21 protein-coding genes, 2 tRNA genes and 1 pseudogene are annotated in these 24,203 nt (G+C 63.7%); 13 read left to right on the top strand and 11 right to left on the bottom strand.

The features are described 5' to 3' along the window. The 3 genes and pseudogenes from PHAMO_RS11680 to PHAMO_RS11670 form a co-directional block, all read right to left on the bottom strand. Window positions 1-673, bottom strand: a pseudogene (locus tag PHAMO_RS11680) (GTP-binding protein); the annotation flags it as partial. A 76-nt stretch (window positions 674-749) separates the two neighbouring features. Next, a tRNA-Gly gene (locus PHAMO_RS11675) sits at window positions 750-823 on the bottom strand. Between the two features lie 79 nt (window positions 824-902). Next, window positions 903-988, bottom strand: a tRNA-Tyr gene (locus PHAMO_RS11670). Window positions 989-1,103: 115 nt separating this feature from the next. Here PHAMO_RS11670 and rlmB point away from each other — a divergent pair. Next, complete coding sequence (rlmB, locus tag PHAMO_RS11665; protein ID WP_002729607.1) at window positions 1,104-1,913, top strand: 23S rRNA (guanosine(2251)-2'-O)-methyltransferase RlmB; 810 nt, start codon at window positions 1,104-1,106, stop codon at window positions 1,911-1,913. A gap of 49 nt (window positions 1,914-1,962) precedes the next feature. On the opposite strand, the gene PHAMO_RS11660 is transcribed toward rlmB, so the two are convergent. The 3 genes from PHAMO_RS11660 to PHAMO_RS11650 all read right to left on the bottom strand — a co-directional run bounded on the left by PHAMO_RS11660 (window position 1,963) and on the right by PHAMO_RS11650 (window position 4,286). Beyond that, window positions 1,963-2,607, bottom strand: a complete 645-nt coding sequence (locus tag PHAMO_RS11660; RefSeq protein WP_002729606.1) for a Vat family streptogramin A O-acetyltransferase — start codon at window positions 2,605-2,607, stop codon at window positions 1,963-1,965. Window positions 2,608-2,703: 96 nt separating this feature from the next. Further along, window positions 2,704-3,747 carry a transglycosylase SLT domain-containing protein gene (locus tag PHAMO_RS18550; protein ID WP_002729604.1) on the bottom strand — a complete coding sequence of 348 codons (1,044 nt, stop codon included), beginning with the start codon at window positions 3,745-3,747 and terminating at the stop codon, window positions 2,704-2,706. 47 nt (window positions 3,748-3,794) lie between these two features. Beyond that, the gene (locus PHAMO_RS11650; RefSeq protein WP_002729603.1) at window positions 3,795-4,286 is read right to left on the bottom strand and encodes a DUF192 domain-containing protein; all 492 of its coding nucleotides are present in this window, start codon (window positions 4,284-4,286) and stop codon (window positions 3,795-3,797) included. 470 nt (window positions 4,287-4,756) lie between these two features. Here PHAMO_RS11650 and purQ point away from each other — a divergent pair, with 470 nt between their 5' ends. The 3 genes from purQ to PHAMO_RS11635 all read left to right on the top strand — a co-directional run bounded on the left by purQ (window position 4,757) and on the right by PHAMO_RS11635 (window position 7,968). Beyond that, window positions 4,757-5,446 (top strand): phosphoribosylformylglycinamidine synthase subunit PurQ, encoded by a 690-nt coding sequence (gene purQ / locus PHAMO_RS11645; RefSeq protein ID WP_002729600.1) that lies wholly within the window; start codon window positions 4,757-4,759, stop codon window positions 5,444-5,446. Further along, window positions 5,443-7,641, top strand: coding sequence for a phosphoribosylformylglycinamidine synthase subunit PurL (gene purL / locus PHAMO_RS11640; protein WP_002729599.1), 2,199 nt, complete (start codon window positions 5,443-5,445; stop codon window positions 7,639-7,641). Before purQ ends, purL begins: the two co-directional genes overlap by 4 nt. A gap of 81 nt (window positions 7,642-7,722) precedes the next feature. Beyond that, a complete protein-coding gene (locus PHAMO_RS11635; RefSeq protein ID WP_002729597.1) occupies window positions 7,723-7,968 on the top strand; it encodes a BolA family protein in 246 nt (81 codons plus the stop codon). A gap of 53 nt (window positions 7,969-8,021) precedes the next feature. Here PHAMO_RS11635 and PHAMO_RS11630 read toward each other — a convergent pair whose 3' ends face one another. Next, on the bottom strand, window positions 8,022-8,972 hold the full coding sequence (locus PHAMO_RS11630) for a UDP-glucuronic acid decarboxylase family protein (protein WP_002729596.1): 951 nt from the start codon (window positions 8,970-8,972) through the stop codon (window positions 8,022-8,024). A gap of 188 nt (window positions 8,973-9,160) precedes the next feature. Between PHAMO_RS11630 and PHAMO_RS11625 the strand changes: the two genes are divergently transcribed. The 5 genes from PHAMO_RS11625 (at window position 9,161) to PHAMO_RS11605 (ending at window position 14,403) form a co-directional block, all read left to right on the top strand. Further along, window positions 9,161-10,771, top strand: coding sequence for an electron transfer flavoprotein-ubiquinone oxidoreductase (locus PHAMO_RS11625; RefSeq protein ID WP_040566974.1), 1,611 nt, complete (start codon window positions 9,161-9,163; stop codon window positions 10,769-10,771). Window positions 10,772-10,857: 86 nt separating this feature from the next. Continuing rightward, window positions 10,858-12,576 carry a tetratricopeptide repeat protein gene (locus PHAMO_RS11620; protein ID WP_155801750.1) on the top strand — a complete coding sequence of 573 codons (1,719 nt, stop codon included), beginning with the start codon at window positions 10,858-10,860 and terminating at the stop codon, window positions 12,574-12,576. Window positions 12,577-12,581: 5 nt separating this feature from the next. Continuing rightward, window positions 12,582-13,445: a 4-(cytidine 5'-diphospho)-2-C-methyl-D-erythritol kinase gene (locus tag PHAMO_RS11615; RefSeq protein ID WP_040566972.1), complete on the top strand. Its 864-nt coding sequence runs from the start codon at window positions 12,582-12,584 to the stop codon at window positions 13,443-13,445. Then, the gene (locus PHAMO_RS11610) at window positions 13,442-13,891 is read left to right on the top strand and encodes a YcgN family cysteine cluster protein (protein WP_002729591.1); all 450 of its coding nucleotides are present in this window, start codon (window positions 13,442-13,444) and stop codon (window positions 13,889-13,891) included. Before PHAMO_RS11615 ends, PHAMO_RS11610 begins: the two co-directional genes overlap by 4 nt. Before the next feature lie 146 nt (window positions 13,892-14,037). Continuing rightward, the gene (locus PHAMO_RS11605; protein ID WP_040566969.1) at window positions 14,038-14,403 is read left to right on the top strand and encodes a response regulator; all 366 of its coding nucleotides are present in this window, start codon (window positions 14,038-14,040) and stop codon (window positions 14,401-14,403) included. 15 nt (window positions 14,404-14,418) lie between these two features. On the opposite strand, the gene PHAMO_RS11600 is transcribed toward PHAMO_RS11605, so the two are convergent. Then, entirely contained in the window at window positions 14,419-14,769 is a 351-nt protein-coding gene (locus PHAMO_RS11600) for a flagellar biosynthesis regulator FlaF (RefSeq protein ID WP_002729589.1), read from the bottom strand. Between the two features lie 123 nt (window positions 14,770-14,892). Between PHAMO_RS11600 and tsaE the strand changes: the two genes are divergently transcribed. Genes tsaE through PHAMO_RS11585 form a run of 3 tightly spaced genes read left to right on the top strand, consistent with a single transcriptional unit; the run spans window position 14,893 to window position 17,065 of the window. Beyond that, window positions 14,893-15,360: a tRNA (adenosine(37)-N6)-threonylcarbamoyltransferase complex ATPase subunit type 1 TsaE gene (gene tsaE, locus PHAMO_RS11595; RefSeq protein WP_040566966.1), complete on the top strand. Its 468-nt coding sequence runs from the start codon at window positions 14,893-14,895 to the stop codon at window positions 15,358-15,360. Continuing rightward, complete coding sequence (locus tag PHAMO_RS11590; protein WP_040566964.1) at window positions 15,357-16,364, top strand: aminoglycoside phosphotransferase family protein; 1,008 nt, start codon at window positions 15,357-15,359, stop codon at window positions 16,362-16,364. Before tsaE ends, PHAMO_RS11590 begins: the two co-directional genes overlap by 4 nt. Next, window positions 16,361-17,065 carry a nucleotidyltransferase family protein gene (locus PHAMO_RS11585; protein ID WP_002729588.1) on the top strand — a complete coding sequence of 235 codons (705 nt, stop codon included), beginning with the start codon at window positions 16,361-16,363 and terminating at the stop codon, window positions 17,063-17,065. Before PHAMO_RS11590 ends, PHAMO_RS11585 begins: the two co-directional genes overlap by 4 nt. 31 nt (window positions 17,066-17,096) lie before the next feature. On the opposite strand, the gene fabI is transcribed toward PHAMO_RS11585, so the two are convergent. Then, window positions 17,097-17,906 (bottom strand): enoyl-ACP reductase FabI, encoded by an 810-nt coding sequence (gene fabI, locus PHAMO_RS11580; protein WP_002729587.1) that lies wholly within the window; start codon window positions 17,904-17,906, stop codon window positions 17,097-17,099. 181 nt (window positions 17,907-18,087) lie between these two features. Between fabI and PHAMO_RS11575 the strand changes: the two genes are divergently transcribed. Next, window positions 18,088-19,029: a cation diffusion facilitator family transporter gene (locus PHAMO_RS11575; protein ID WP_002729586.1), complete on the top strand. Its 942-nt coding sequence runs from the start codon at window positions 18,088-18,090 to the stop codon at window positions 19,027-19,029. 96 nt (window positions 19,030-19,125) lie between these two features. Here PHAMO_RS11575 and cobN read toward each other — a convergent pair whose 3' ends face one another. Together cobN and PHAMO_RS11565 are read right to left on the bottom strand one after the other, a co-directional pair. Continuing rightward, window positions 19,126-22,812, bottom strand: a complete 3,687-nt coding sequence (gene cobN, locus PHAMO_RS11570; protein ID WP_002729585.1) for a cobaltochelatase subunit CobN — start codon at window positions 22,810-22,812, stop codon at window positions 19,126-19,128. Window positions 22,813-22,936: 124 nt separating this feature from the next. Continuing rightward, window positions 22,937-24,127, bottom strand: a complete 1,191-nt coding sequence (locus tag PHAMO_RS11565; protein ID WP_002729584.1) for a heme biosynthesis protein HemY — start codon at window positions 24,125-24,127, stop codon at window positions 22,937-22,939. Window positions 24,128-24,203: the final 76 nt, after the last annotated feature.

The following is a 24,203-nucleotide window of genomic DNA, read 5'->3' as shown; positions in this document are numbered from 1 at the left end:
CGAGATCGAGAACACGTCTTCGATCGGCATCAGGAACGGCTTGTCCTTCGGACGTCCGGCTGCGGGATGTAGCGGTCAACTTCGGCCATCAGCTTCAGAATCGCTTCCTTGCCGATTTCCGGGCTGCGGTCTTCGAGAGCACACAGCGCCGAGCCCTTGACGATCGGAATATCGTCGCCACGGGAAATACGTAGGACGACAGCAGCTCACGAACCTCAAGCTCAACCAGGTCGAGCAGTTCGGGATCGTCAACCATGTCGACTTTGTTCATGAACACGACCAGGGCCGGAACACCGACCTGACGCGCCAGCAGGATGTGCTCGCGGGTCTGCGGCATCGGGCCGTCAGCCGCCGAAACGACCAGGATCGCGCCGTCCATCTGCGCCGCGCCGGTGATCATGTTCTTCACATAGTCGGCGTGGCCGGGGCAGTCAACGTGAGCATAGTGACGATTGCTCGTCTCGTATTCCACGTGCGCCGTCGAAATGGTGATGCCGCGAGCCTTCTCTTCGGGGGCCTTATCGATCTGGTCGTAGGCCGTGAAGGTCGCTCCGCCGGTCTCGGCCAGAACCTTGGTGATCGCCGCAGTCAACGAGGTCTTGCCATGGTCAACGTGACCGATGGTGCCGATGTTGCAGTGCGGCTTGTTGCGCTCGAATTTCGCCTTAGCCATTTTTCAACCCGTCTGATCGCGGCGGCTGCCGCATGGTTCAATACCTGGACCCCGGTCGGGCCGCCGTAAGCGCGGATGGAGCGGGTGAGGGGAATCGAACCCCCGTCATCAGCTTGGAAGGCTGTTGCTCTACCATTGAGCTACACCCGCCAGTCCGTCCACGCGTCCTTCACCACCCGGCGCTTTCCCGAGAAGCGTACTCCGCCTCCCCGGAGCATCCGAGAAGAGTTGGTGGAGGGAGAAGGATTCGAACCTTCGTAGACTTCCGTCGGCAGATTTACAGTCTGCTGCCATTGACCGCTCGGCCACCCCTCCCCATCCTCTACCACCAGCCTGAGCCGGGGGCGACGGGAGCGCTGTACTATGAGAATTTGCCAGCGCTTGTCAATCCGAAAATCACGCACTACAACGCTGACATCGGAGGTACCCCATGAAATCCACTCATTCCAGCGACGATGCCCCCCCCTCACGCCGGGGACGGCCGCAATCGCGCGGCGGCGGACACAGGGACGGCGGCGACCGTGGCGGCGGCGCGTCGGTCTGGCTTTACGGCACCCATGCCGTAACGGCAGCTCTGATCAATCCCGAGCGGCGGGTGCGCCGTCTGGTCGCCACCGCCGAGGTGGCACGCGCCCTTCCCCCTTCGCGCATTGCTCCCGATTTGCTGGCCCGGCCCGAGATCGACCGCCTGCTTCCCGCCGGAGCTGTGCATCAGGGTGTCGCGGTCCTGGTCGAGCCTCTGCCCGCCTGGGGAATCGAAGATGTCGTCCGCGCCGGCGCTTTGACCGAGCGAGCAATCGTTGTCGTGCTGGATCAGGTCACCGACCCGCACAATGTCGGGGCCATCCTCCGCTCCGCCGCCGCGTTCGGCGCGCTGGCCGTGGTCGTGCCCGACCGTCACGCCCCCGAGGAAACCGGGGCGCTGGCAAAATCCGCCTCGGGCGCACTGGAGCGGATGCCGCTGGTCCGGGTCACCAATTTGGCCCGCGCCCTGGAGATGCTGAAGGATGGCGGATTCTGGATCGCCGGTCTGGCCGCCGACGCTCCCAAAACCCTCGCCAAGGCCGGTTTGTCCGGGCGTATGGCGATGGTGCTGGGAGCGGAAGGTGACGGCCTGCGTCGGCTGACCCGCGAGCATTGCGACCATCTGGTTCGCCTGCCGATGACCGGCGAGATGGAAAGCCTCAACGTCTCGAACGCCGCCGCCGTCGCGTTGTACGAGCTTGCCCGCGACCAGTAGCACAGAGATGGCGGGACCAATCGGGTCCCGCCGCTCCTTGTTTTGCCCGTCAGAGCGAGGGGGACGCCGCGCACAGGGCATCGACATCGCCGGACACAATCAGCGGCAAATACCGCGTAATTTGTTCGACGGGCCAATCCCACCAAGCCAGAGCGTTCAGCCGTTCGACGGTTTCGGGCGGAAAACGGGTGCGGATCGTCCGGGCGGGATTCCCTCCCACGATCGCATAAGCGGGAACGTCGGACGTGACCACCGAACGCGCTGAAACAATCGCACCGTTCCCGATACGAACCCCCGGCATCACCAGAGCCTCGTAACCGATCCAGACATCGTTGCCGACCACCGTATCGCCCTTATAGGGCAGGTCGGCCTTGTCAGGCGTCACCGCCTCCCATCCGTTACCGAAGATATTAAACGGATAAGTTGATATTCCCGACATTTTGTGATTGGCGCCGTTCATGATGAACTTCACCCCTCGCGCCAGGGCACAAAACTTGCCGATCACCAAGCGATCCCCGATGAAAGGAAAGTGGTAGAGCACATTCCGCTCGAAATCCTCAGACCCGTCCGGGTCATCGTAATAGGTGTAATTCCCGATTTCGATGTTCGGGTTGGAGACCGTGTTGCGGATGAAGCAAACCTGCGGAAATCCCGCCATCGGATGGGGATCGCAGGGGTCCGGTCCCGTCATCATTGATCCGTGCCCTCTGCATTCGATCCTGCGCACCTTGCTGAAGCGAGCGATCGTGCAAACCGCATGGTTTGCGCCCAGCGAGGGCGCGCAACCGCCTTAGATGTCATGACCAGCGCGAATGGCATCGGCGATGTCCTTCACGCTCCGCGCATCGATGAGAGTCGTCGCCACGGAAGGGATCGCGGTACGGAAACCGTTCCCCTCGGCAGGCACGAACATCGCGGCGGTAGACAGTTCGGTCGCCGCCGCCGATTCAGAAACTATGAGTTGAACCGCCGGTTCAGGCGCGGGGATCGCAGCCGGTTCCGAAGCAACGAGTTGGACCGGCGGTTCGGGCGGCGGCGGCGGTGGTGGCGGGGCCGCAGCCTTTTCCGCAGCAGCCGCTTGTTCCGCGGCAGCCTGTTCCGCGGCAGCCTGTTCCGCAGCCACCCGCTCCGCCTCTAGGTCGGGACGGGGCTCGGGACGCAATGCGGCCAGATCGGCGCGCCCCCTCTTATGCGCGGCCTCGTAACGGGCCTGTACAGAACTATACAGGCTGGTGACGGTGCGCGCCTCCTGGCTGCCGGGATCGCGGAAAAGTTCGGGATTGGACCGGGCCGCCGAGGGCACCAGGCTGTGAGCGGAATTGTGCGGATCGTTCGCCATCCCCTCGATCACCCGGACTGCACCGCCCGCCCCCAGGAAGTGAGCGAGATGCAAGTCCGACGCGGTGGCGGGACGGCCCAGTCTGCGCTCAAGAATCCTTGAATTATCGCGCGCATATTCAGCCGCCATCATCGCCGACAGCTCGGGATCCTTGCGCAGTTCGAGCACAGCCGCCTTCAGCGTCTTGTCGGCGATGTCGAGCCGCCCGTTAGGACTGCGAACGATCGCGGCGGCCTGGGTCTCAAGCCCGTGCTTCGCCCCATGGCGACGCACCATGTCCATCCAGGTCTGGCTGGTGAACTGAAACAGCCCCGCCGCTGACGACCTTGTGTTGCATGCCTGGGGGTCGAGGCCACTTTCGCGGGCTGCCTGAGACAGCAGAAAATCGAACGATATCCCGGTCGCGGTGGCGGCCTCGCGAATGCCGGTAACAACCCGGCCCGCACTGGCGGACGCGATCTGGGTGGTGGCAGTGTCGGCGTTCGGAGTCTGCATGGGCGGCCTCGGGGTTTGACGACAAACCTAACCTTAACAAAAAATAGTTACCGAGATTTGACCAGATTTTCCTGAAACATCGGATGCTCGACCCGATCGCCAAGACGCAATCCCAAACGGGCGGCGCTGCCTGCGGGCAACTCCAATACGCCCAACACCTTCTGAACCGGGCCACGCGGCTGAAGCGTACCGGGTTCGGCATTTTCTTCGATATGGACGACCCGGCCATCTACATCGATAAATAGCATATCGAGCGGGATCAGGGTGTTTTTCATCCACATCGCAACCATACGCGGTTGACCGAAATCAAACAGCATGCCCGAACCGGGGGCGAGATGACGGCGGAACATCAACCCCTGCTCCAGTTGCTCGGGAGTCGTGGCCAGTTCGACCGTCAGAGCCGTGCGATGTCCGTCCTTTGCGGCAACCAACTCGACCCGCGACGAACCGAACTCGACCGCTGCCGCGGCAAAGACGGGGCTACTCGTCAGCACTCCGAACAGCAGCGCGAGCGCCAATCCCACCCGTCCCAACGACATCACCCCTCCTCCCTGATATACGCACAATCCGCATCATTATCGTGGCGACACCAGACAGCAGATGCAAGCCGTCGTATTTGCGTAAAATTTTATTTAAATTTACGAATAATACTCACAAAATAAATCCGAATATCGAGCGCCGCGATTCGGGACATTTTTTGTTTTCATTTTCTACGATTCTGTTAAATTATATATATTCGTGTTGCGGCACAATAAAGCGCCCTGCACAACCGTTGGAAATACCGTCATGGGGAATCCCCGCCCATCCCCAACCCCTGTGGCGGTCGTGGCGAAGCGCGAAAGCGTGATGCCCTTTTCCGACTGAGACAAAGGGGGTTCCCGCCCCATGGTGGCACCCCCTTTGTCTGTTACCCCTCCCCTCCGCCAAAACACCGCTTGAAGCGTCTGGAAACCAGACCGTTTCCGGGGTACACCATTCCCTCGACTTCACTTGCGCGAAGGCCCTGCCCTTGAAAGCCGCGATCATCGTTTTCCCCGGCTCCAACTGCGACCGTGACGTCGCCGTGGCGCTGGAAGCCAGCCTGGGCCACCGCCCACTGATGGTATGGCACCGCGATACCGACCTGCCCGATCTCGACCTGATCGTGGTACCGGGTGGGTTTTCCTATGGCGACTATCTGCGCTGCGGCGCGATGGCGGCCCACTCGCCCGTCCTGCGCGAGGTCAAAGCCCGCGCCGAGAAAGGGACGCGGGTGCTTGGCATCTGCAACGGCTTCCAGATCCTGACCGAAGCCGGTCTGTTGCCCGGCGTGTTGATGCGCAACCGCGATCTGCGCTTCATCTGCCGCGATGTCCACCTTCGGGTCGAGACCGATGCAACCGACTTCACCCGGCAGTATCAGGCCGGACAGGTGGTACGGTTCCCGATCGCCCATGCCGAAGGCAATTTCTTTGCCGATGCCGAGACCGTCAAGGCGATCGAAGGCAACGGACAGGTCGCCTTCCGCTATTGCGACGCCGATGGCGCGGTGACCGAAGCGACCAACCCCAACGGATCGCTGGGCAATATCGCTGGAATCTATAATCCCGGCCGCACCGTGCTGGGACTGATGCCGCATCCCGAGCGGCTGGCCGAAGACCTGCTTGGCGGGTCCGATGGCAAGACGATGTTCGATTCCCTGGTGGAGGCCCTGTCTTGACCGCGATCACCCCCGACATCATCGCCCAACACGGCCTGAAGCCCGATGAATACGCCAAGGTTCTCGAAATCCTCGGCCGTGAACCCAACCTGACCGAACTCGGCATCTTCTCGGTGATGTGGTCCGAGCATTGCTCGTACAAATCCTCGAAGAAGTGGCTGAAGACCCTGCCGACCAAGGCACCGTGGGTGATCCGTGGTCCCGGCGAGAATGCCGGTGTCATCGATATCGGCGACAATCAGGCGATCATCTTCAAGATGGAAAGCCACAACCACCCCAGCTTCATCGAACCCTATCAGGGTGCGGCAACCGGGGTTGGTGGCATTCTGCGCGACGTCTTCACGATGGGCGCACGGCCGATCGCGAACTTGAACGCATTGCGCTTCGGCGATCCGGCCCACCCCAAGACCCGTCATCTGGTCGCGGGCGTGGTATCGGGAATCGGCGGCTACGGCAATTGCGTCGGCGTGCCGACAGTGGGGGGAGAGGTCAATTTCCACCCCTCGTATAACGGCAATATCCTGGTCAACGCGATGACCGTCGGACTGGCCGACAAAGACCGGATTTTCTATTCCGCCGCTGCCGGAATCGGGAATCCGGTGGTCTATGTCGGTTCGAAGACCGGACGTGACGGTATCCACGGCGCGACGATGGCCTCGGCCGAATTCGACGAAAAGTCCGAGGAAAAGCGTCCGACCGTCCAGGTCGGCGATCCCTTCACCGAAAAGCTGCTGATCGAAGCCTGTCTGGAACTGATGGCGACCGACGCGATCGTCGCGATCCAAGACATGGGTGCCGCCGGTCTGACCTCGTCCTCGTTCGAGATGGCCTCGAAGGGCGGGTTGGGCATCGAGATGAATCTCGACCTCGTGCCGATGCGCGAGGAGGGAATGAGCGCCTATGAGATCATGCTGTCGGAATCCCAGGAACGGATGCTGATGGTGATCAAGCCGGGCCGCGAAGATCTGGCCCGCGCCGTGTTCGAGAAGTGGGAGCTGGATTTCGCCATCGTCGGTCACCTGACCGACAACGGGCGGATGGTGCTGTCACGTCACGGTGAGATCGTCGCCGATCTGCCGATCGATCCGCTGGCACTGGCTTCGCCGGAATATGACCGTCCGTGGGTCGCCCCCGCGAAGCGCCAGCCGGTCGATGCCCGCGAAATCGAAACGGTCTGCCCTGTCGAAGCGCTGAAGACCCTGCTCGGCACCCCTGACCTCGCCTCGCGCCGCTGGATCTGGGAACAGTACGACCACATGGTGATGGGCGACACCGTTCAGCGTCCGGGCGGCGATGCCGCCGTGGTCCGCGTCCACGCCACCGGCAAGGGCATTGCGATCACCACCGACGTCACCCCACGCTATGTCGCCGCCGATCCCTATGAAGGTGGGCGTCAGGCGGTGGCCGAGGCCTATCGCAACTTGTCCGCCGTTGGTGCCCTGCCGCTGGCTGTCACCGACAACCTGAACTTCGGCAACCCGGAAAAGCCCGAGATCATGGGCCAGATCGTCGAGGCGATCCGGGGCATGGGACAGGCTTGCCGCGAGTTGGACTTCCCCGTCGTGTCGGGCAATGTCTCGCTTTACAACGAGACCCAGGGCGAGGCGATCCTGCCCACCCCCGCGATCGGCGGTGTCGGCCTGCTGAACGATGTCAGCCACAGCGCCACCATCGACCTGAAAGGCTCGGGCAACGCGATCGTCCTGATCGGCGAGACCAAGGGTTGGCTGGGCGCATCGCTGTACCTGCGCGAAATCTGTGGCCGCGAGGAAGGATCGCCGCCGCCGGTCGCCCTGCACCGCGAACGCCGCGCTGGTGAACTGGTCCGCCAGTTGATCGGCGATGGACTGGTACAGGCCAGCCACGACATCTCGGACGGTGGCCTGCTGGTCGCGGTCGCCGAGATGGCGATGGCGTCGAAGGACAAGATCGGTGTCGCGCTTGATGCACCGACAACCCTGCCGCTGCATGCTTGGTGCTTCGGCGAGGATCAGGGCCGCTACATCCTCGAAGTCCGTGATGACGACCTTCCCACCGTTCTGGAAGAAGCGGTCGAGCACGACACCGCCGTCCGGGTCATCGGTCATACCGGAGGACGCGTTATCAGCGTCGGTGGCCGCGCCATCGCCGTCGAGGATCTGGTCAAAGTTCATGAAGGCTGGCTGCCCGCCTTCATGGCTGGCACCAAAGAGTAGGAACGGAAGGTGGAGGTGGGCTTCGGCCCGCCTCCATCACCCCCCACCCCCCACGTTCCGCTGGATCAGGGAGTCCAGACCATGCCGATGTCAGCAACCGAGATCGAGCAGCTCATCTGTGCCGGCTTGCCCGACGCCAAGGTCGTGATTGAGGATCTCCGCGGCGACGGCGATCATTATTCCGCGCTGGTGGTCTCGCCCAGCTTTAACGGTCTGTCGCGTGTGCGCCGCCATCAGGCGGTCTATGACGCGCTGGGCGGCAAGATGGGCGGCGAACTACACGCTTTGATGCTGAAGACTCTGACGCCCGAGGAAGACTCGGTCTAGCGATCTCCCCAAAAGATGGGGAGACCGAAGGCAGGAAGAGGGCCGCGTCCGCCCTATGCCTGCATCCGCGAGCGGAAATAGGCGATAGTACGGTCCAGCCCCTCTTCCAGCGTCACTTTCGGCGTCCACCCCAATGTTTCCTTCGCCAGGGTAATATCGGGACGGCGCTGTAACGGGTCGTCGGCAGGCAGGGGGTGGAAGACGATCCCGGATTTCGATCCGACCATCGCCACCACCATCTCGGCCAGTTCACGCACCGTCATTTCGCGGGGATTACCGATATTGATCGGGCCGGTGATATCGTCGCCGGTGGCCATCAGCCGCAAAAAGCCCTCGATCAGATCGTCAACGAAGCAGAAACTGCGGGTCTGGCTACCGTCGCCGTAAAGGGTGATCGGGCGACCTTCCAAAGCCTGGACGATGAAGTTCGACACCACCCGCCCATCGTCGGGATGCATCCGCGGGCCATAGGTGTTGAAAATACGGGCGACTTTGATCCGCAGCCCGTGCTGGCGCCAATAATCGAAGAACAGGGTCTCGGCGCAGCGCTTGCCTTCGTCGTAACAGGCGCGCGGACCGATCGGATTGACGCTGCCGCGATAGTTTTCAGTTTGAGGATGCACCTCGGGATCGCCATAGACCTCGGAGGTCGAAGCCTGAAAAATCTTCGCGCCGATCCGTTTGGCCAGCCCCAGCATGTTGATCGCGCCGTGAACGCTGGTCTTGGTGGTCTGGACCGGATCGCGCTGGTAATGCACCGGCGAAGCGGGACAGGCGAGATTGTAAATCTCATCCACCTCAACATATAGCGGGAACGTGACATCATGGCGCAACAGCTCGAAATATGGATTGGCGAGCAGATGAGCGATGTTGTCCTTGGTCCCGGTGAACAGGTTATCGGCGCACAGGACGTCGCACCCGTCTTCGAGAAGGCGCTCGCACAGGTGCGACCCCAGGAAGCCCGCGCCTCCGGTTACCAGAACCCGCTTGCGGCCATACTTCATGATTTGTGCCCTCCGTCCGGAACTCCGGTTTCTAAGGGACGCGGCACTCGATGACAAGGCGCATCGACGAGAGGGGATCGAAAGGGTTGCGGGCGGTGTGCTATAGAAACACTCTGGCCTGATCGGGAACCGCAGCCAAAGCGTGCGGGTCCGCCGCGGAGTGGGATGCCTTGAGCGAACGTGAATCCATGGAATTCGATGTCGTGATCGTCGGCGGGGGTCCGTCGGGGCTAACTGCGGCGATCCGACTGAAACAGATCGATCCCGATCTTACCGTCTGCGTTCTGGAAAAAGGTTCGGAGGTCGGCGCGCACATCCTGTCGGGCGCAGTGCTGGAGCCGCGAACTCTGGCCGAACTGTTCCCCGACTGGCGCGAACGCGGCGCACCGCTGCACACGCCCGCCACCGACGATTCGTTCATGTTCCTGACGGAAAGCCGGGCGATCCGCCTGCCGACGCCGCCGACGATGAACAATCACGGCAATTACATCATCTCGCTCGGCAATTTCGCCCGCTGGCTGGCCGCGCAGGCCGAGGCTCTGGGTGTCGAAATCTTTGCCGGTTTCGCCGCCGCCGAGGTGCTGTATGACGAATCCGGCGCGGTCCGAGGCGTCGCCACCGGCGATATGGGGGTGAACAAGGAGGGTGAACCCGGCCCCAGCTTCACTCCTGGCGTCGAATTGCTCGCTCGCCAGACCCTGTTCGCCGAGGGCTGCCGGGGCAGCCTGACTAAAATGTTGTTCGAACGGTTCGGCCTGCGGCGCGACTGCGACGTTCAGACGTTCGGAATCGGCATCAAGGAATTGTGGGAAGTCGATCCGACCAAGCACCATCCGGGCAAGATCGTCCATTCGGTCGGCTGGCCGATGGATGCCAAGACCTATGGCGGAGCCTTCATCTACCACCTGGAAGACAATCAGGTGGCGGTCGGCTTTGTTGTCGGGCTGGATTACGCCAACCCCAGTCTGTCGCCGTTCGACGAGTTCCAGCGTTTTAAGACGCACCCGGCGATCCGTCCGACCTTCGAAGGTGGACGGCGGATTTCCTATGGTGCCCGCGCCCTGTCCGAGGGTGGGCTGCAATCGATCCCTAAACTGACCTTTCCCGGCGGCGCGCTGATCGGCGACACGGCGGGCTTCCTCAACGTCCCCAAGGTCAAGGGCACCCATACCGCAATGAAATCGGCGATGGTGGCGGCCGAGGCGGTCGCCGCCGCGTTGCGTGATGGTGCCGTTCCCACTGGCGAGCTGGCCGATTATCCGGCCGCATTGCGCCAAAGCTGGCTGTGGGACGAACTTTATCGCGCCCGCAACGTCCGCCCCAGCTTCCATTGGGGTCTGTGGGGAGGGCTGGCCTATTCCGCTTTCGATTACGAAATCCTGCGCGGCCGCGCCCCGTGGACGCTGAAGCACCGCGCCGACCATCTGGCGCTAGGCAAGACCGCCGATTATCCCACGATCGCCTATCCCAAGCCGGACGGGATCGTCAGTTTCGACAAATTATCCAGCGTGTTCATCTCGAACACCAACCACGAAGAGAACCAGCCGTCACATCTGAAGCTGATCGACCCTGCCGTACCGGTGGCGGTCAATCTGCCGCTCTATGATGCGCCCGAGCAGCGATACTGTCCGGCCGGGGTCTATGAAATCGTTGCCGCGACCGACACCTCGCCCCCCCGCCTTCAGGTCAATGCGCAGAACTGTCTCCACTGCAAGACCTGCGACATCAAGGACCCGACCCAGAACATCACCTGGACGGTTCCCGAAGGTGGCGGTGGACCGAACTATCCCAACATGTAAAGCTGGGAACAGACAATCAGCAGGGACAATAGCCGTCGATTTTCGGCGGCGTCCCCCCAAGGAAGCCATCCATGCGGAAACGGTGCATGAACAGAACACCGCCGGCCCTGGCCCTGGCGGCGGCGCTGGCGGCGGCGAGTCTTGCGACCTGCGGCTCGCCACCTTCGAACGCGCCTTCTTCGATCGACGAGACAGCGCCCGAACCCCACGGCTTGGGAGCCTATATGGCGGGGCGCTTCGCCTATGCCCATGGCGATACCCGCGCCGCGGCGCAATTCCTGTCGATCGCCGCCGCCTCCGACCGCGACAATACCGAATTGCAGCAACTGGCCTTTACCCTGTTGCTGGCCGAGGGGCGGCTCGACGAAGCCGCGCCCCTGGCCGAGCGGCTGTTGCTGATCGATGAAGAAGCGCCGCTGCCGACAATGCTGCTGGGTGTCCGCGCTGCGGCACAAGGCGATTTCGTCAGCGCGCAAAAGCGATTCGAGGCGATGCCGCGCAAGGGGCTGAACGCCTTTCTGGCTCCGCTGATGCTGGCCTGGAGCCGCGAAGGCCAGGACGATCCCAACGGCGCCCTGGATCTGCTGAAGCCGGGCGGAGCCACGGCGGCCTTTGCCCCGGTATTCGAGTTGCACGCGGGCATGGTCGCCGATCTGGCCAACCGTCCGGTCGAAGCCGAACAACATTTCCGCGCCGCATTGGAGGGCCAGGGCAGCCTGCGAGCGATCGAAACCGCCGGAGCGTTCTTTCAGCGCAGCGGCCGCCTGGATGAGGCCCGCGCGCTGTACGCCCGCTATCACGCTGCACAGCCCGACCGCTCGCTATTCGACGGCGACCGCGCCCTGAAAGCCGGGACGAAGGTCCCGCGCTCCGTCACCAGCGCCGGAGACGGATTGGCCGAATCACTGTTCGACACCGCATCGCTGGCCCGTCAGGGCGGAGCCAACGATTTGGCCCTGGTCTTTGCCCGACTGGCGCTGGGGATACGGCCGAACTTCCCGCTGTGCCAATTGCTGCTGGCCGATGTTCTCAGCCGTCAGGGACGGCTGGACGAAGCGGAACCAATTTATCATGCGATCGATTCCGCTTCTCCGGCGGCCGATTACGCCCGGCTGCGGCTGGCGGTCAATTTCGACGAAGCGGGCCGGACCGAGAACGCGATCGCCGAACTGCGTCGCCTGATCGACCTGCGGCCCGACGGCTATGACGCCGCGATGACCCTGGGCGATGTCTACCGCACCCACAAGCGCTTCCCCGAAGCCGCCGAGGCCTACGATCTGGCGTTGCGCCGCGCCGCGCCCGAAGGAGCCGCCCCCAATCCACAGCTTTGGCCGCTTTATTACGCCCGTGGCATCGCACTGGAGCGGTCGGGACAATGGCCCCGCGCCGAAGCCGATTTCCTTCAGGCGCTGCGGCTCAAGCCCGAACAGCCCGACGTGCTGAATTATCTGGGCTATAGCTGGGTCGATCAGGGCATTAACCTGGAAGAAGGCCGCTCGCTGCTGGAACGTGCGGTACGGCTGCGCCCCAATGACGGCGCCATCGTCGATTCGCTGGGCTGGGCGCTGTACCGGCTGGGCGATTTCGCCGGAGCGGTCAAGTACCTGGAACGCGGCGTCGAATTGAAGCCCGAGGACCCCACCGTCAATGAGCATCTGGGCGATGCCCTGTGGCGAAGCGGCCGCATCGACGAAGCCCGCTTCCAGTGGCAACGGGCGTTGACCCTTAATCCCGAGCCGGAACAGATCGAGGCGCTTAAAGCCAAGGTCTCGTCCGGCCAGCTCCCACCCCTGACCGCCAAGTGACCCGCATGACCGATCGTTTTGTTACCGTCGAAGCTCCGGCCAAGGTCAATCTGACCCTGCTCGTGACCGGGAAGCGCCCCGATGGCTACCATTTGCTCGACTCGCTGGTAGCATTCGCCGGGATCGGCGATACCGTCACCGTCCAGCCCGCCGAGAGCCTGACCCTTGTCGTCGATGGCCCCACCGCCGCCAGCCTGCCCGAAGGCGAGAACATCGTGGTCAAGGCCGCCCGCCTGCTGGCCGAAGCCGCCGGTGTGCCTCTCGCCGCCGCGATCCGCCTGACCAAGCGCCTGCCGGTCGCCGCCGGGATTGGCGGCGGCTCGGCCGATGCCGCCGCGACCCTGACCGCGCTGTCGAAACTGTGGGGCCTCGACCTGCCGCCCGAGCGACTGCGGACCTTGGCCCTGTCGATCGGGGCCGACGTGCCGGTCTGCCTCGCCGGTCGCCCGACCCGGATGGAAGGCGTCGGCGAAGTGCTGACCCCCGCCCCCACCCTGCCCCCGGCCTGGCTGGTCCTGGTCAATCCGCTGGTGCCACTTTCGACGCCATCGGTGTTCAAAGCCCGCACCGCGCCGTTTTCCTCCCCCGATCCGCTGACCGAATCCCCGGCCGATGCCCATGCCCTGGCCCAGGCTCTGGCGGCGCGACGCAACGACCTGACCGCTCCCGCCGTCGCCCTGCTGCCGCTGGTCGGCGAAATGCTGGCCGCGATCGCGGCCCAGCCCGATTGTCTACTGGCGCGGATGTCGGGATCGGGCGCGACCTGTTTCGGCCTGTTCGCCGACGAAGCCGCCGCCCGCGCCGCCGCCGCCGGTTTATCCGCCCACCAGCCCGGCTGGTGGGTCGCTCCGGCACCGTTACTCGGATGAGCGCCGACTCCCACGACGCCCCCTTCTGGGAAACGACGGCATTAAAGGATCTCAGCCGCGAGCAATGGGAAAGCCTGTGCGACGGCTGCGGCCGCTGCTGTCTGCACAAACTGGAAGACGCCGACACCGGCGAAATCCACTACACCAACGTCGCCTGCCGCCTGCTCGATCTCGGCAAGTGCGGCTGCCGCGATTATGCCCATCGCTGGCGTCACGTCCCCGACTGCATCCAATTGTCAGCGGCGGTGGTCGCCGATCTGGCTTGGTTGCCCTCGACCTGCGCCTACCGGCTGCTGGCCGAAGGAAAAAATCTGTCCTGGTGGCATCCACTGATCTCGGGCGATCCCGACAGCGTTCACCGCGCCGGGATCTCGGTACGCGGCCGCGCCGTTCCTGAAGGCCGCGCCGGTCCGCTGGACCACCACATCGTCGTCTGGCCCGCCTGATTCAGCCGAATTTCCGTTTCGGCTCAATCCCTTCGTTTGACTCACCTCACCGAAATGAGGATGATGCTGCGAAAGAATGCAGAAGCGCGCACCCTTCCGGGCGATCCTCGTCCGGGACAGCGATTAAAGGTCTTTCGGGGAACGGTATGGCGAAATCAGTATTGATCGTTGAAGACAATGAATTGAACATGAAATTGTTCAACGATCTGCTCCAGGCCAACGGCTACAAAACCCTTCAGACCAAGGATGGCCGCGAGGCGGTCGATATCGCCCGCGCCAACCGCCCCGACCTGATCCTGATGGATATTCAGCTGCCCGAGATTTCTGGATTGGAAATCACCCGCATCCTGAAAGACGATCCAGATTTGCGGGCGATCCCGGTAATCGCGGTGACGGCCTTCGCGATGAAAGGTGACGAAGAGAAAATCCGCGAAGGCGGCTGTGAAGGCTATATCGCCAAGCCGATCTCCGTCGCGAACTTTCTCCAGACCGTCGCCCGTTTCCTTGACTGAGACGGTTCCGCCGGATCAAATCCCGGCGGATCGTTTCGCCCCTTCCAACAATCCCTCGGAAATTTGCAGATTGACGTTGATCAGGGTGTCGAGAGTCTCATCCGAGATCTTGACCCCCGTGGTCAGGGTGCTGGTGGCGACGAAATCGGACAGCCTGATCAGGTTGCCCCGTGCCGTATCAGTCAGTGTCGCATCGGGAATGTCGGCGATAGTGCGGAGCGCGGTCCAAACTTGAAGGTTATTATCGAGCGCCGAGGCCAACCGGCCAGCATCTCGTTTCTCGCGGGCATGATCGAGTAGCAAAGCCGCTTCAGCCAAATTCTGGGCCTCTAATTCGGGCAAAGACACTGTGGGTTCGTCCGACATGACGGCACCTCTATCGCGCGGTGAGATTAATCAGACAGGCCATGATGCCTATGCTCATCCCTGTCCTTTGGTTATAATAACTCTATTCCATCATAGAGTCACGATCGGGCTTGGAGCCGGACTGTGAGCCGAGAAATAATTTTTTTTCTTCCCGACGAAGATGCCACCTGCCGGTTGGGCCGGGCATTGGCGGTTCTGGCGCGGCCGGGCGACGTCATCGCACTGCATGGTACTCTGGGCGCGGGGAAAAGCACCCTGGCCCGTGCCTTCATCCGGGCGCTGACCACGCCAGACGAAGAAGTGCCCAGTCCGACCTTTACCTTGGTCCAGGTCTATGAAGGTTGCTCCGGGCCGGTCTGGCATTTCGACCTTTACCGACTTGAACAGCCCGACGACGCCTTCGAACTTGATATCGAGGACGCGTTCGCCGAGGGCATTTGCCTGATCGAATGGCCGGATCGGCTGGGGCCGCTCTTGCCCGCCCACCGCCTCGATCTGCGGCTGGAGGAGGCCGAAAGCGAGAAAGGCCGTCGCGCCAGCCTCACCGCCACCGGCTCTTGGGCCGACCGTATCGGAGACCTTTCCCTGTGACCGCCGACCCCCTGCTCCCCCGCGAGTCCCTGATCCGCGCTTTTCTTATCTCGCATGGCTGGGGCGAGGCCGAACGCGGCACCCTGGCCGGGGATGCCAGCTTTCGTCATTACGACCGGCTGCGGCGAAGCGATGAAACAGCGGTGCTGATGGACGCGCCGCCCCCCCAGGAGAACGTCCGCCCCTTCATCGCCTTGGCCCGTCACCTGGAGCATTTGGGGCTATCGGCCCCCCGCCTGCTCGGCGTGGACGAAGAGAACGGCCTGTTGCTGCTCGAAGATTTGGGCGACCGCACCTATACCCGCTGCCTGGCCGCCGGAGAAGACGAAGACGCCCTCTATGCCCTGGCAACCGATGTCCTGGCCGATATCGCCACCCGCTCCGACGCAATCCCACCCGGCTTACCCCGTTATGACGATGACAGGTTGCTGACCGAAGCGGCGCTGCTAACCGACTGGTATTTTCCGGCGCAGACAGGACACACGCTCGCGCCCGACGTGCGCAAGGAGTACCTGGGGATCTGGCAACGACTGTTCCCAGTCGCGCGGCTGGTGCCCGAGACCCTCGTCCTACGCGATTTCCACATCGATAATCTGATGCGACTCGACCGGCCCGGTCTGGCCGGATGCGGCTTGCTCGATTTTCAGGACGCCGTGGCCGGTCCTGCGACCTACGACCTGATGTCGCTGCTGGAAGATGCCCGCCGCGACATCGATCCGCTACTGATCGAACGAATGAAGCAGCGTTGGCTGGCGCGGGTCGGCGGGCTGGACCGGACCAGCTTCGAAGCCTCGTGGGCGGTAATGGCGGCGCAGCGCCACGCCAAGGTCATCGGCATCTTCACCCGACTGGCCCGGCGCGACAACAAGCCGGTCTATCTCGGCCATATCCCACGGCTATGGCGGTTGCTGGAAGCATCACTGGCTCATCCCGTGCTGTCCGAGCTGGCGGAATGGCTCAACCGGATCATTCCGCCCGGTCAACGCGGAATTCCCACGCCATGACCGTACCGTTCTCTCATGCAATGGTTCTGGCCGCTGGGCTGGGGCTACGGATGCGACCGATCACCCTGACCGTTCCCAAACCGCTGGTGGCCGTCGCGGGCCGGACGATGCTCGACCGGGCCATCGACGCCCTCGACGCCGCCGGGGTGACGCGGATCGTCGTCAATTGCCATTGGCTGGGCGAGAAAATCCGCGACCATCTCGCCGGACGACCCGACATCGCCCTGTCGCCCGAGGACGAGTTGTTGGAGACCGGAGGCGGCGTCACCCGCGCCTTGCCATTGCTGGGAGACGCGCCGTTCTTCGTCGTCAATGCCGACATCCTGTGGACCGAGGGAGCCGTCCCCGCATTGGAGCGGCTGCGCGCGGCCTGGGAAGACGAGCGAATGGACGCCCTGCTGTTGCTTCATCCGACCACTACCGCGGTTGGCCATGACGGGCCGGGCGATTTCACCCTGGATTCCGATGGCCTCCCCCACCGCCGGGGCAATGCCGCCGTCGCGCCGTATCTGTTCACCGGCGTGCAGATCCTCCACCCGCGCCTGTTCGAAGCCGCGCCAGAGGGCCGCTTCTCCCTCAACGTCCTGTACGACCGCGCCTTGTCGCACGGACGGCTGGCCGCCATCGTCCATGATGGCGGCTGGTTCCATGTCGGCACCCCCGAGGCGTTGCCCTCGGTCGAGGCTCGACTCCGAGCCTGAACCAGGGACTCGCTGGGCAGGGAAACAGATCCTAACCGACGATGTGAGCACCACCATCGATAAACAGGGTGGTGCCGGTCACCGATTTGGCGAGATCGCTGACCAGATAGGCGGCAAACGAGCCAACATCGTCGATATCGGCCAATTGTTGGGTCGGAGCCTTGGCGGCCGCCGCATCCAGCAATTCGTCGAAGTGAGCGATACCCGACGCGGCGCGGGTGCGCAGCGGACCGGGCGATAAGGTCAGAACCCGAATTCCCTGCGCTCCCAGTTCATGGGCAAGATACTTGGTCGTGCTCTCCAGCGCCGCCTTGACCGGCCCCATCACGTTGTAATGATCAACGACCTTGCGCCCGCCGTAATAGGACAGGGTGACAAGACATCCCCCGTCCGTCATCAGTGGTTCGGCCAGTTTGGCGCACCGGATGAAGGAGAAGCATGACACATCCATCGCCAGGGCAAAGCCGTCGCGCGAGCAATCGACCACCCGCCCATGCAGATCATCGCGATTGGCAAAGGCGATCGAGTGGATAACAAAATCGAGCTTGCCCCATTTTTCGGTGATCGCAGCAAACACAGCCTCAAGCTGTCCTTCTTCGCGGACATCGCAGGGAAGATAGATCGACGCCTCCACCTCTTCGGCGAGCGGCCGGACGTATTGGTCGCTTTTCTCGTTCAGGTAGGTGATCGCCAGTTCGGCACCATAGGCCCGAACGTGACGGGCGACGCCATAGGCAATGCTCTGGCGATTGGCGATTCCGATGATCAGCCCTTTTTTCCCCGCCAGAGACAAAGTCTGGACTGGTTCAGGCGAGGCAACGACAGCAGCAGCTTCAGTCATCTCAACGGGCCTCCGGATAGGATTGTGCGTTGCAGCATAGCCCTCGCCGCCATCCGGCTCAATGCAATTAGGGTGAAGCTCCCAGACTTTCGCAAAACAATCATCGAACATCACCGTCCTTGACGCCGCGGAATATTGCAGGCTCTGATTGCGAATGAGACTGAATAATCAGGAGTGGGCCATGGGCCATGATCACAGCCATTCACACGATCATGGTCATTCGCACGGTCACCATCATCACCATCCGGTTCCAAGCCATAATCGCGCCTTCGCTATCGGGGCTGGTCTCAATCTCGGCTTCGTCCTGGTCGAAGCCGGATGCGGACTCGCCTTCGGCTCGCTGGCCCTGCTGGCCGATGCCGGGCACAACCTCGCCGACGTCGCCGGGCTGCTGCTGGCCTGGGCGGCAATGGCGCTGGCGCGGCGGCGTCCGACCGGACGGCTGACCTACGGATTGGGACGTGGCACCATCCTGGCCGCCCTGACCAATGCCGGGCTGCTGTTGCTTGGTCTTGGTGCGATCGGATGGGAAGCGGTCCGGCGATTGCTGACCGAGGCAACCCCGATCGAGGCTGGCCCAGTGATGGCCGTCGCCGCCGTCGGACTGGTAATCAACGGTATCACCGCGCTGATGTTCCGTAAGGGAGCAAGCAGCGACCTCAACCTGCGCGGAGCATTTCTTCACATGGCCGCCGACGCCGCAGTGTCCGGCGGAGTTATCCTTGCGGCCGGACTTATCGCGCTAACCGGCTGGTACTGGATCGACCCTGTGATCGGTCTGGCCATCGTCGCCATCATCGCGGTCGGCACCTGGGGGCTGTTCCGCGATTCGCTCGGCCTCGCCCTTGACGCGGTTCCGGCGGAGATCGACCGGGCAGCGGTCGAAGCGTTCCTGCTCCGTCAGCCGGGAGTAAGCTCCCTGCACGACCTCCACATCTGGTCTCTCAGCACCAATGCGGTCGCGCTGACCACGCATCTGGTGATGCCGGACAGCGGCAATTCCGATTCCTTCCTGCTGGAACTGGCCGAGGAGCTGCACGAACACTTCGGCATCGCCCACGCTACGGTTCAGATCGAACGCAGCGCGTGCGATTGCCCGCTCATCTCGGTTCACGCGGCATAAATCATTAAGGCCGCACGAACAACGTCCAGTGAGCCAGGACATAGCCGCCAATGCTGCCGACAAAAGCGAGCAGGGCCAGGACAAGAGCGCGACGGGTCAGCATGGCGGGCGAAACTCCTCGACGAACAGATCGTAGATGCGATTGTCGCGCGACCGCCACAGACCGCGCTCGAACGCGGTGCGCAGAGCGACGCGGATGTCGTCCAACGCGGCAGGATTGACCTCGGCCAGAAATGCACTGACGGCCTCGTCCTTCAGATAGGCTTGGGCCACCAGTTCGAAATGATGGTCCTTCACCGCGCGGGTAGTGGCGGCAAAGGCCAGCAGATATTCTACACCAGCGGCCATTTCCGCCGCGCCCTTATAGCCGTGGCGCATTACCCCTGCGATCCATTTCGGATTCACCATCCGACCGCGCACAATGCGGGCGATTTCTTCGTCCAGCGTATTGATCCGGGGTGAATCCGGGCGGGAATGATCGGGATGATAGACCACCGGCGGCCGCCCCGCCGCCGCTTCGACCGCCGCCGCCAGCCCGCCCTCGAACAAAGCGTATTCGGCAGAATCAAGCAGATCGTGCTCGCGATTGTCCTGATTCTGCACCACCGCTTCGACCGCAGCCAGCCGGTCGGCGAACAGGGCTTGCCCGGCCTCGGGATCGGCTCCACCGCCATAAGCCCACCCGCCCCAGGCGATATAGGCGGCAGCCAGATCCTCGCGCTCTCCCCAACCACGCCCTTCGATCAGTGGCTCCAGCCCGCTGCCATAGGCTCCGGGCCTGGCTCCGAACACCCGGTAGGCGGCACGACGAGCCGCTTCCTCGGCGGACAGGCCGGACGCTTCCAGTCTGGCGCGGTCAGCGCTGACGCGGGCGGCGAGCGGATTGACCGAGGGCGGCTCGTCCAGCGCGGCGACGGCGCGAACCGCGGCATCGAACAGGTCGATCAAACTGGGGAACGCATCGCGGAACAGCCCCGATACCCGCAACGTGACATCGACGCGCGGGCGGTCGAGCACGCCCGACGGCAGAATCTCATAGCCGCTGACCCGGCCCGAACCGATTTCCCAATACGGCCGGACTCCCATCAGCGCCAATGCCTGGGCGAGATCGTCGCCGCCGGTCCGCATCGCGCTGGTGCCCCAGGCGGTCACCGCCATCACCCGAGGCCAATCGCCATGGTCCTGGAGGTGCCGTTCCAGCAGCAGCGAGACCGACTTCCACACCAGCGCCCAGGCGGCAGGGGTCGGCATCGTGCGGGGATCGATCGAGAAGAAATTGCGCCCGGTCGGCAACACGTCGGGGCGGCCCCGCGTCGGCGCTCCCGATGGTCCCGGCGCGACAAAGCGACCGTCCAGACCAGCCAGCAGTGCCGACATCTCGGCAGGACCACACGCCGCCACCGTAGGGCGCAAGACGGTTTCGATCCAATCAAGCACCGCTTGGGTCCGGCTCCAATCGGACGAACAGGAATACGTGCCCACGACCAGCGCCAACGCCAGCGCCTCCAGCCGCTCGACGGTATCGCCGACGCTACGCCAGGGATCGTCGCAAATCCCCTCCAGTGCTGCCGGGCGAGGCCCGCACCAGGGATCGGCAGCACAGCAATCGAGCGGATCGAACTCCAGCCCAAGATCGCGGGCCAGGGCGCGGGTCAGCGACTCGGCTTCCGGCCCGGCTCCCCGCCGGACCCGCGCCAACGCCACCAATAACGTATCGCGTTGCGTCCCCTCGGGCGCCTGACCGAAGATGTGCAGACCATCGCGGATCTGGAGTTCCTTCAACTCGCACAGATGGTTGTCGAGCTTCTTCAAAGCCGCATCGGGATCGTCGTCCGCCCTGATCCCCAGATCGGCCTCCAACCCCGCCACCGCGCTTAAAGAGAGGATCTCGCGACGCAGCACGGCCAGACGGCGCGGATCGAGTCCCGCCGCCTCGTAATATTCATCGACCAGACGCTCCAACTCGCGAAGCGGCCCATAGGTCTCAGCCCGCGTCAGTGGCGGAGTCAGATGATCGATGATCACCGCTCCGGCGCGACGCTTGGCCTGAGTGCCCTCGCCCGGATCGTTGACGATAAAGGGATAGAGATGCGGCAGCGGCCCCAGCGCCACCTCGGGGAAGCAATCCGCCGACAGCGCCACCGCCTTACCCGGCAGCCATTCCAGCGTACCGTGCTTGCCGAGATGGATCACCGCATTGGCCGCGAAGCTCTGGCGTAGCCACAGGTAGAACGCCAGATAACGATGCGGCGGCGGCAGATCGGCATCGTGATAACGCCGTGCCGCATCGGCTTCGCTGGCGCGGGCGGGCTGCACCGCCACCGCCACCCCGCCAAAGCGCAGAACCGGCAAGGCAAAACCCTGCTCGGCGAACAGAAACCACGGATCGTGCTGGGGCGGTCCCCAGGCATCGGTCACAGCCGCCCGCACCGGGGCGGAAAGCGTTTCGAACCATGCCACGTAATCGGACAGAGAAAGGGTTTCGCGCACCTCGCGCCCGGCTCGTCCGCTATTGGTGACACCACCCAGCAGGCGGGCAATCAGCGTTTGCCCATCCTCGGGCGCACCCGCGACATCGTATCCAGCCCCCGCCATCGCCCGCAAAATCGCGGCGGCGGCAGCCGGAGTATCCAGTCCGACACCGTTTCCCAGCCGTCCATCGCGGTGAGGGTAATTGGCCAGGATCAAAGCAACCCGTCGATCCACGGCAGGGGTGCGGCGCAATCGCGCCCAATTCGCCGCCAGCCGGGCGGTAAAGACGATCCGGTCGGCCACCGGCGCATGATGGGCGATATCGCACTCTGTCGCCTCGTCACGAACCAATGCCTTGAACGAGACGGCACGGGCGAGGATGCGTCCGTCGATCTCGGGCAACGAGACATTCATCGCCAGATCGCGCGGACCCAATCCACCGCGACCGGCGCGCCAGCCTGCCTCGGTATCTCCGGCCAGGATCACCTGCAACACCGGGCAATCGGCCGGACCAAACGGTCCCGCCGCAGCCCGCCCCGGTGCCGAGACGGCAAAGCCGGTGACATTCAGAACGATATCGGGCGGGGTCTCGGCGATCTCGGCACGGACCAGACCGGCCCCAACCGGATCTTTCAGGCTGTGGACGAACAGAGCGGTCACCGCCATCCCCTCGGCCCGCAAGGCCGCGATCAACGCCTCGATCGCGGCCAGATCGGCAGCCAGCACCAAGGCACGATAGAAGACCAGCAAGGCGCGGGGACGATCATCGGCGGGATCGGAACAATGTCGTCCGGCGGGCGGCAATGGACGCGGTTCGACCCATGCCGCCGGGCGGCCGATCAGCGATCCGGCATAGGCCAGGAAAGCGCGGGCATTATCGGGGCCGCCATGCAGCAAATAGCGCCACAACCGCTCGACTGCATCGGGTGCCAGGGTCGAGGCTTCGGTAAGATCAGGATCAGGCTCGCTCGATCCAGGCAGAAAGGCGACAGCAATACCCTTGCGCCGCGCCGCCGCCGCAATCTGCTCGACGCCATAGGGCCAGTAGGCCCGCCCTCCCAGCAGGCGCACCACCACCAGCCGCGCCCGCTCGATCACCTGTTCGACGTAAAGATCGACCGAGAGATTGTGGCCGAGACGCATCAGATTGGCGAGACGCAACCCCGCCGGACCGCCCCGCCACGCCTGAGCCAAGCAGGCAAGATCAGTATCGGCGGCCGACAGAACAACGATCTCGGCCGGGCTTTGGCCGAGATCGACGGCATCGTTACCATCGGGAAGGGTGCCGGCCTGAACCGCGAGAAGATGCATGGATTCTTAGCGGCCAGCCATCCGGGGGGGGACCGGTGGCAAAAGACGAGGGCAGAAGACAGAGACTCTCATGATCGGAGACTCCGATAAACGCTTCCGCCGCATCCGGTCGGAGGTCGCGCGGTCAGACCGGATCGGGAGCGAGAGCGCCAGCCTTCGCCAACCAAGCCAGGGCCGCCTTCTCGTCCTTGTTCTCCTCACGCTCAAGCCGGGCCAACAGGGTCAGCACGCGATGGCTGGGCCGCTCGGAAAGAGCCTGATTGAGACGGGTCCGAGCCTGCCCCCACAGCTTGGCATCCAGCGCCGCCTCGGCCAGAGCAAGTTGCCCTTCGGAGGAGGATTGGTTGACCTCGACCAACCGCTGGACCCGCTTAACCCGCTCAAGCGGGGTGTCGTTGGGGCCAAAGGCGATCCAGGCGGCAACCAGGGCCGGATGCGGCGCGATACGGAACGCAGCCTGGATCATTTGCGTCGATTTGCGTTCCTTGCCGCGACGACGCAGGATTTCAGCCGCCAGAACCACGGCGGGAATGAAGGACGGGTCCGCCTTGCGAGCGGCCAGCGCCAGATCCAGCGCCTCGACCCGGTTGCCGCGATCCTCGGCGGCCTGGGCGCGGGCATAAAGAATCTGCGCCCGACGCCGCGCCAGTTCTTCGGTCGGCATGGTGCGATAACGGCGGGCGACAGTCAGGGTGATCTCGGCCTCGGCCCACAGACCGGCTTCGGCCTGAAGGTCGAACAGGGCCGACGCCAGCCCCTCGGCCGAAGGCTGCAACGCAAAAGCCCGCGCCGCGTAATCGCGGGCGTGGTCGCGTTCGCCCCGACGCAACGCCAGATCGGTTAGCCCCTTCAGCCCCAAAAATGCGGTCTCCGGGTGGGTCAGCATCGTTTCGAAACGGGCGCGCAGTTCGCTTTCGTCACCGCCCATCCGCGCCGCCTGAACGCTTAACAAGCCGGTCAGCGACGGATCTTTCAACAGCTTCTCGGCCTGATGGGCCAAGCGGGCAACCCGACGGGTATCGCCGGTCGCGACCGCTGCCAGCCCTTCGGACAGAGCACGATACCCTTTTAGCGTCCGCTTGGTCTGACGCGCACCGGACAAACGACCGGGCGCACCGACAACCGACCGGGCCATCCGTCCCAAACCGGCGGCGAACGCGGCAAAGAACAGCAGGCCAAGCAGCAGAATCGGCATCTTGGTATCAATCCGCCAGCCCTGCCAGCGGATGGTGATCTCATCGGGCTGATCGGCCAACCACACCCCCGCCATCACCAGCAGGGCGGTGACCAGCAGGAACCCGCCAAGGCGTCTCATGGCCGCACCCCGGCGAGAGCAATACTGTGAGCGGTCAGTTCAGACAAAGCCTTGTCGGCAGCGATCCGGGCCTTAG

Origin of the sequence: Magnetospirillum molischianum DSM 120 (genome assembly GCF_000294655.1) — a bacterium.
Classification (GTDB): domain Bacteria; phylum Pseudomonadota; class Alphaproteobacteria; order Rhodospirillales; family Magnetospirillaceae; genus Phaeospirillum; species Phaeospirillum molischianum.
Note: the sequence above shows the minus strand (reverse complement) of the source record. Positions and strands in the feature narration are given on the sequence as shown.

Bases quoted from the DNA above. Each gene is read 5' to 3' on its own strand.
- PHAMO_RS11625 (WP_040566974.1), top strand. From the start codon at position 9,161: ATGGAATTCGATGTCGTGATCGTCGGCGGGGGTCCGTCGGGGCTAACT.
- PHAMO_RS11615 (WP_040566972.1), top strand. From the start codon at position 12,582: ATGACCGATCGTTTTGTTACCGTCGAAGCTCCGGCCAAGGTCAATCTG.
- PHAMO_RS11610 (WP_002729591.1), top strand. From the start codon at position 13,442: ATGAGCGCCGACTCCCACGACGCCCCCTTCTGGGAAACGACGGCATTA.
- PHAMO_RS18550 (WP_002729604.1), bottom strand. From the start codon at position 3,747: ATGCAGACTCCGAACGCCGACACTGCCACCACCCAGATCGCGTCCGCC.
- rlmB (WP_002729607.1), top strand. From the start codon at position 1,104: ATGAAATCCACTCATTCCAGCGACGATGCCCCCCCCTCACGCCGGGGA.
- fabI (WP_002729587.1), bottom strand. From the start codon at position 17,906: ATGACTGAAGCTGCTGCTGTCGTTGCCTCGCCTGAACCAGTCCAGACT.
- PHAMO_RS11585 (WP_002729588.1), top strand. From the start codon at position 16,361: ATGACCGTACCGTTCTCTCATGCAATGGTTCTGGCCGCTGGGCTGGGG.
- PHAMO_RS11660 (WP_002729606.1), bottom strand. From the start codon at position 2,607: ATGATGACGGGACCGGACCCCTGCGATCCCCATCCGATGGCGGGATTT.
- cobN (WP_002729585.1), bottom strand. From the start codon at position 22,812: ATGCATCTTCTCGCGGTTCAGGCCGGCACCCTTCCCGATGGTAACGAT.
- PHAMO_RS11600 (WP_002729589.1), bottom strand. From the start codon at position 14,769: ATGTCGGACGAACCCACAGTGTCTTTGCCCGAATTAGAGGCCCAGAAT.
- PHAMO_RS11620 (WP_155801750.1), top strand. From the start codon at position 10,858: ATGAACAGAACACCGCCGGCCCTGGCCCTGGCGGCGGCGCTGGCGGCG.
- PHAMO_RS11635 (WP_002729597.1), top strand. From the start codon at position 7,723: ATGCCGATGTCAGCAACCGAGATCGAGCAGCTCATCTGTGCCGGCTTG.
- PHAMO_RS11605 (WP_040566969.1), top strand. From the start codon at position 14,038: ATGGCGAAATCAGTATTGATCGTTGAAGACAATGAATTGAACATGAAA.
- PHAMO_RS11650 (WP_002729603.1), bottom strand. From the start codon at position 4,286: ATGTCGTTGGGACGGGTGGGATTGGCGCTCGCGCTGCTGTTCGGAGTG.
- PHAMO_RS11575 (WP_002729586.1), top strand. From the start codon at position 18,088: ATGGGCCATGATCACAGCCATTCACACGATCATGGTCATTCGCACGGT.
- PHAMO_RS11565 (WP_002729584.1), bottom strand. From the start codon at position 24,127: ATGAGACGCCTTGGCGGGTTCCTGCTGGTCACCGCCCTGCTGGTGATG.
- PHAMO_RS11630 (WP_002729596.1), bottom strand. From the start codon at position 8,972: ATGAAGTATGGCCGCAAGCGGGTTCTGGTAACCGGAGGCGCGGGCTTC.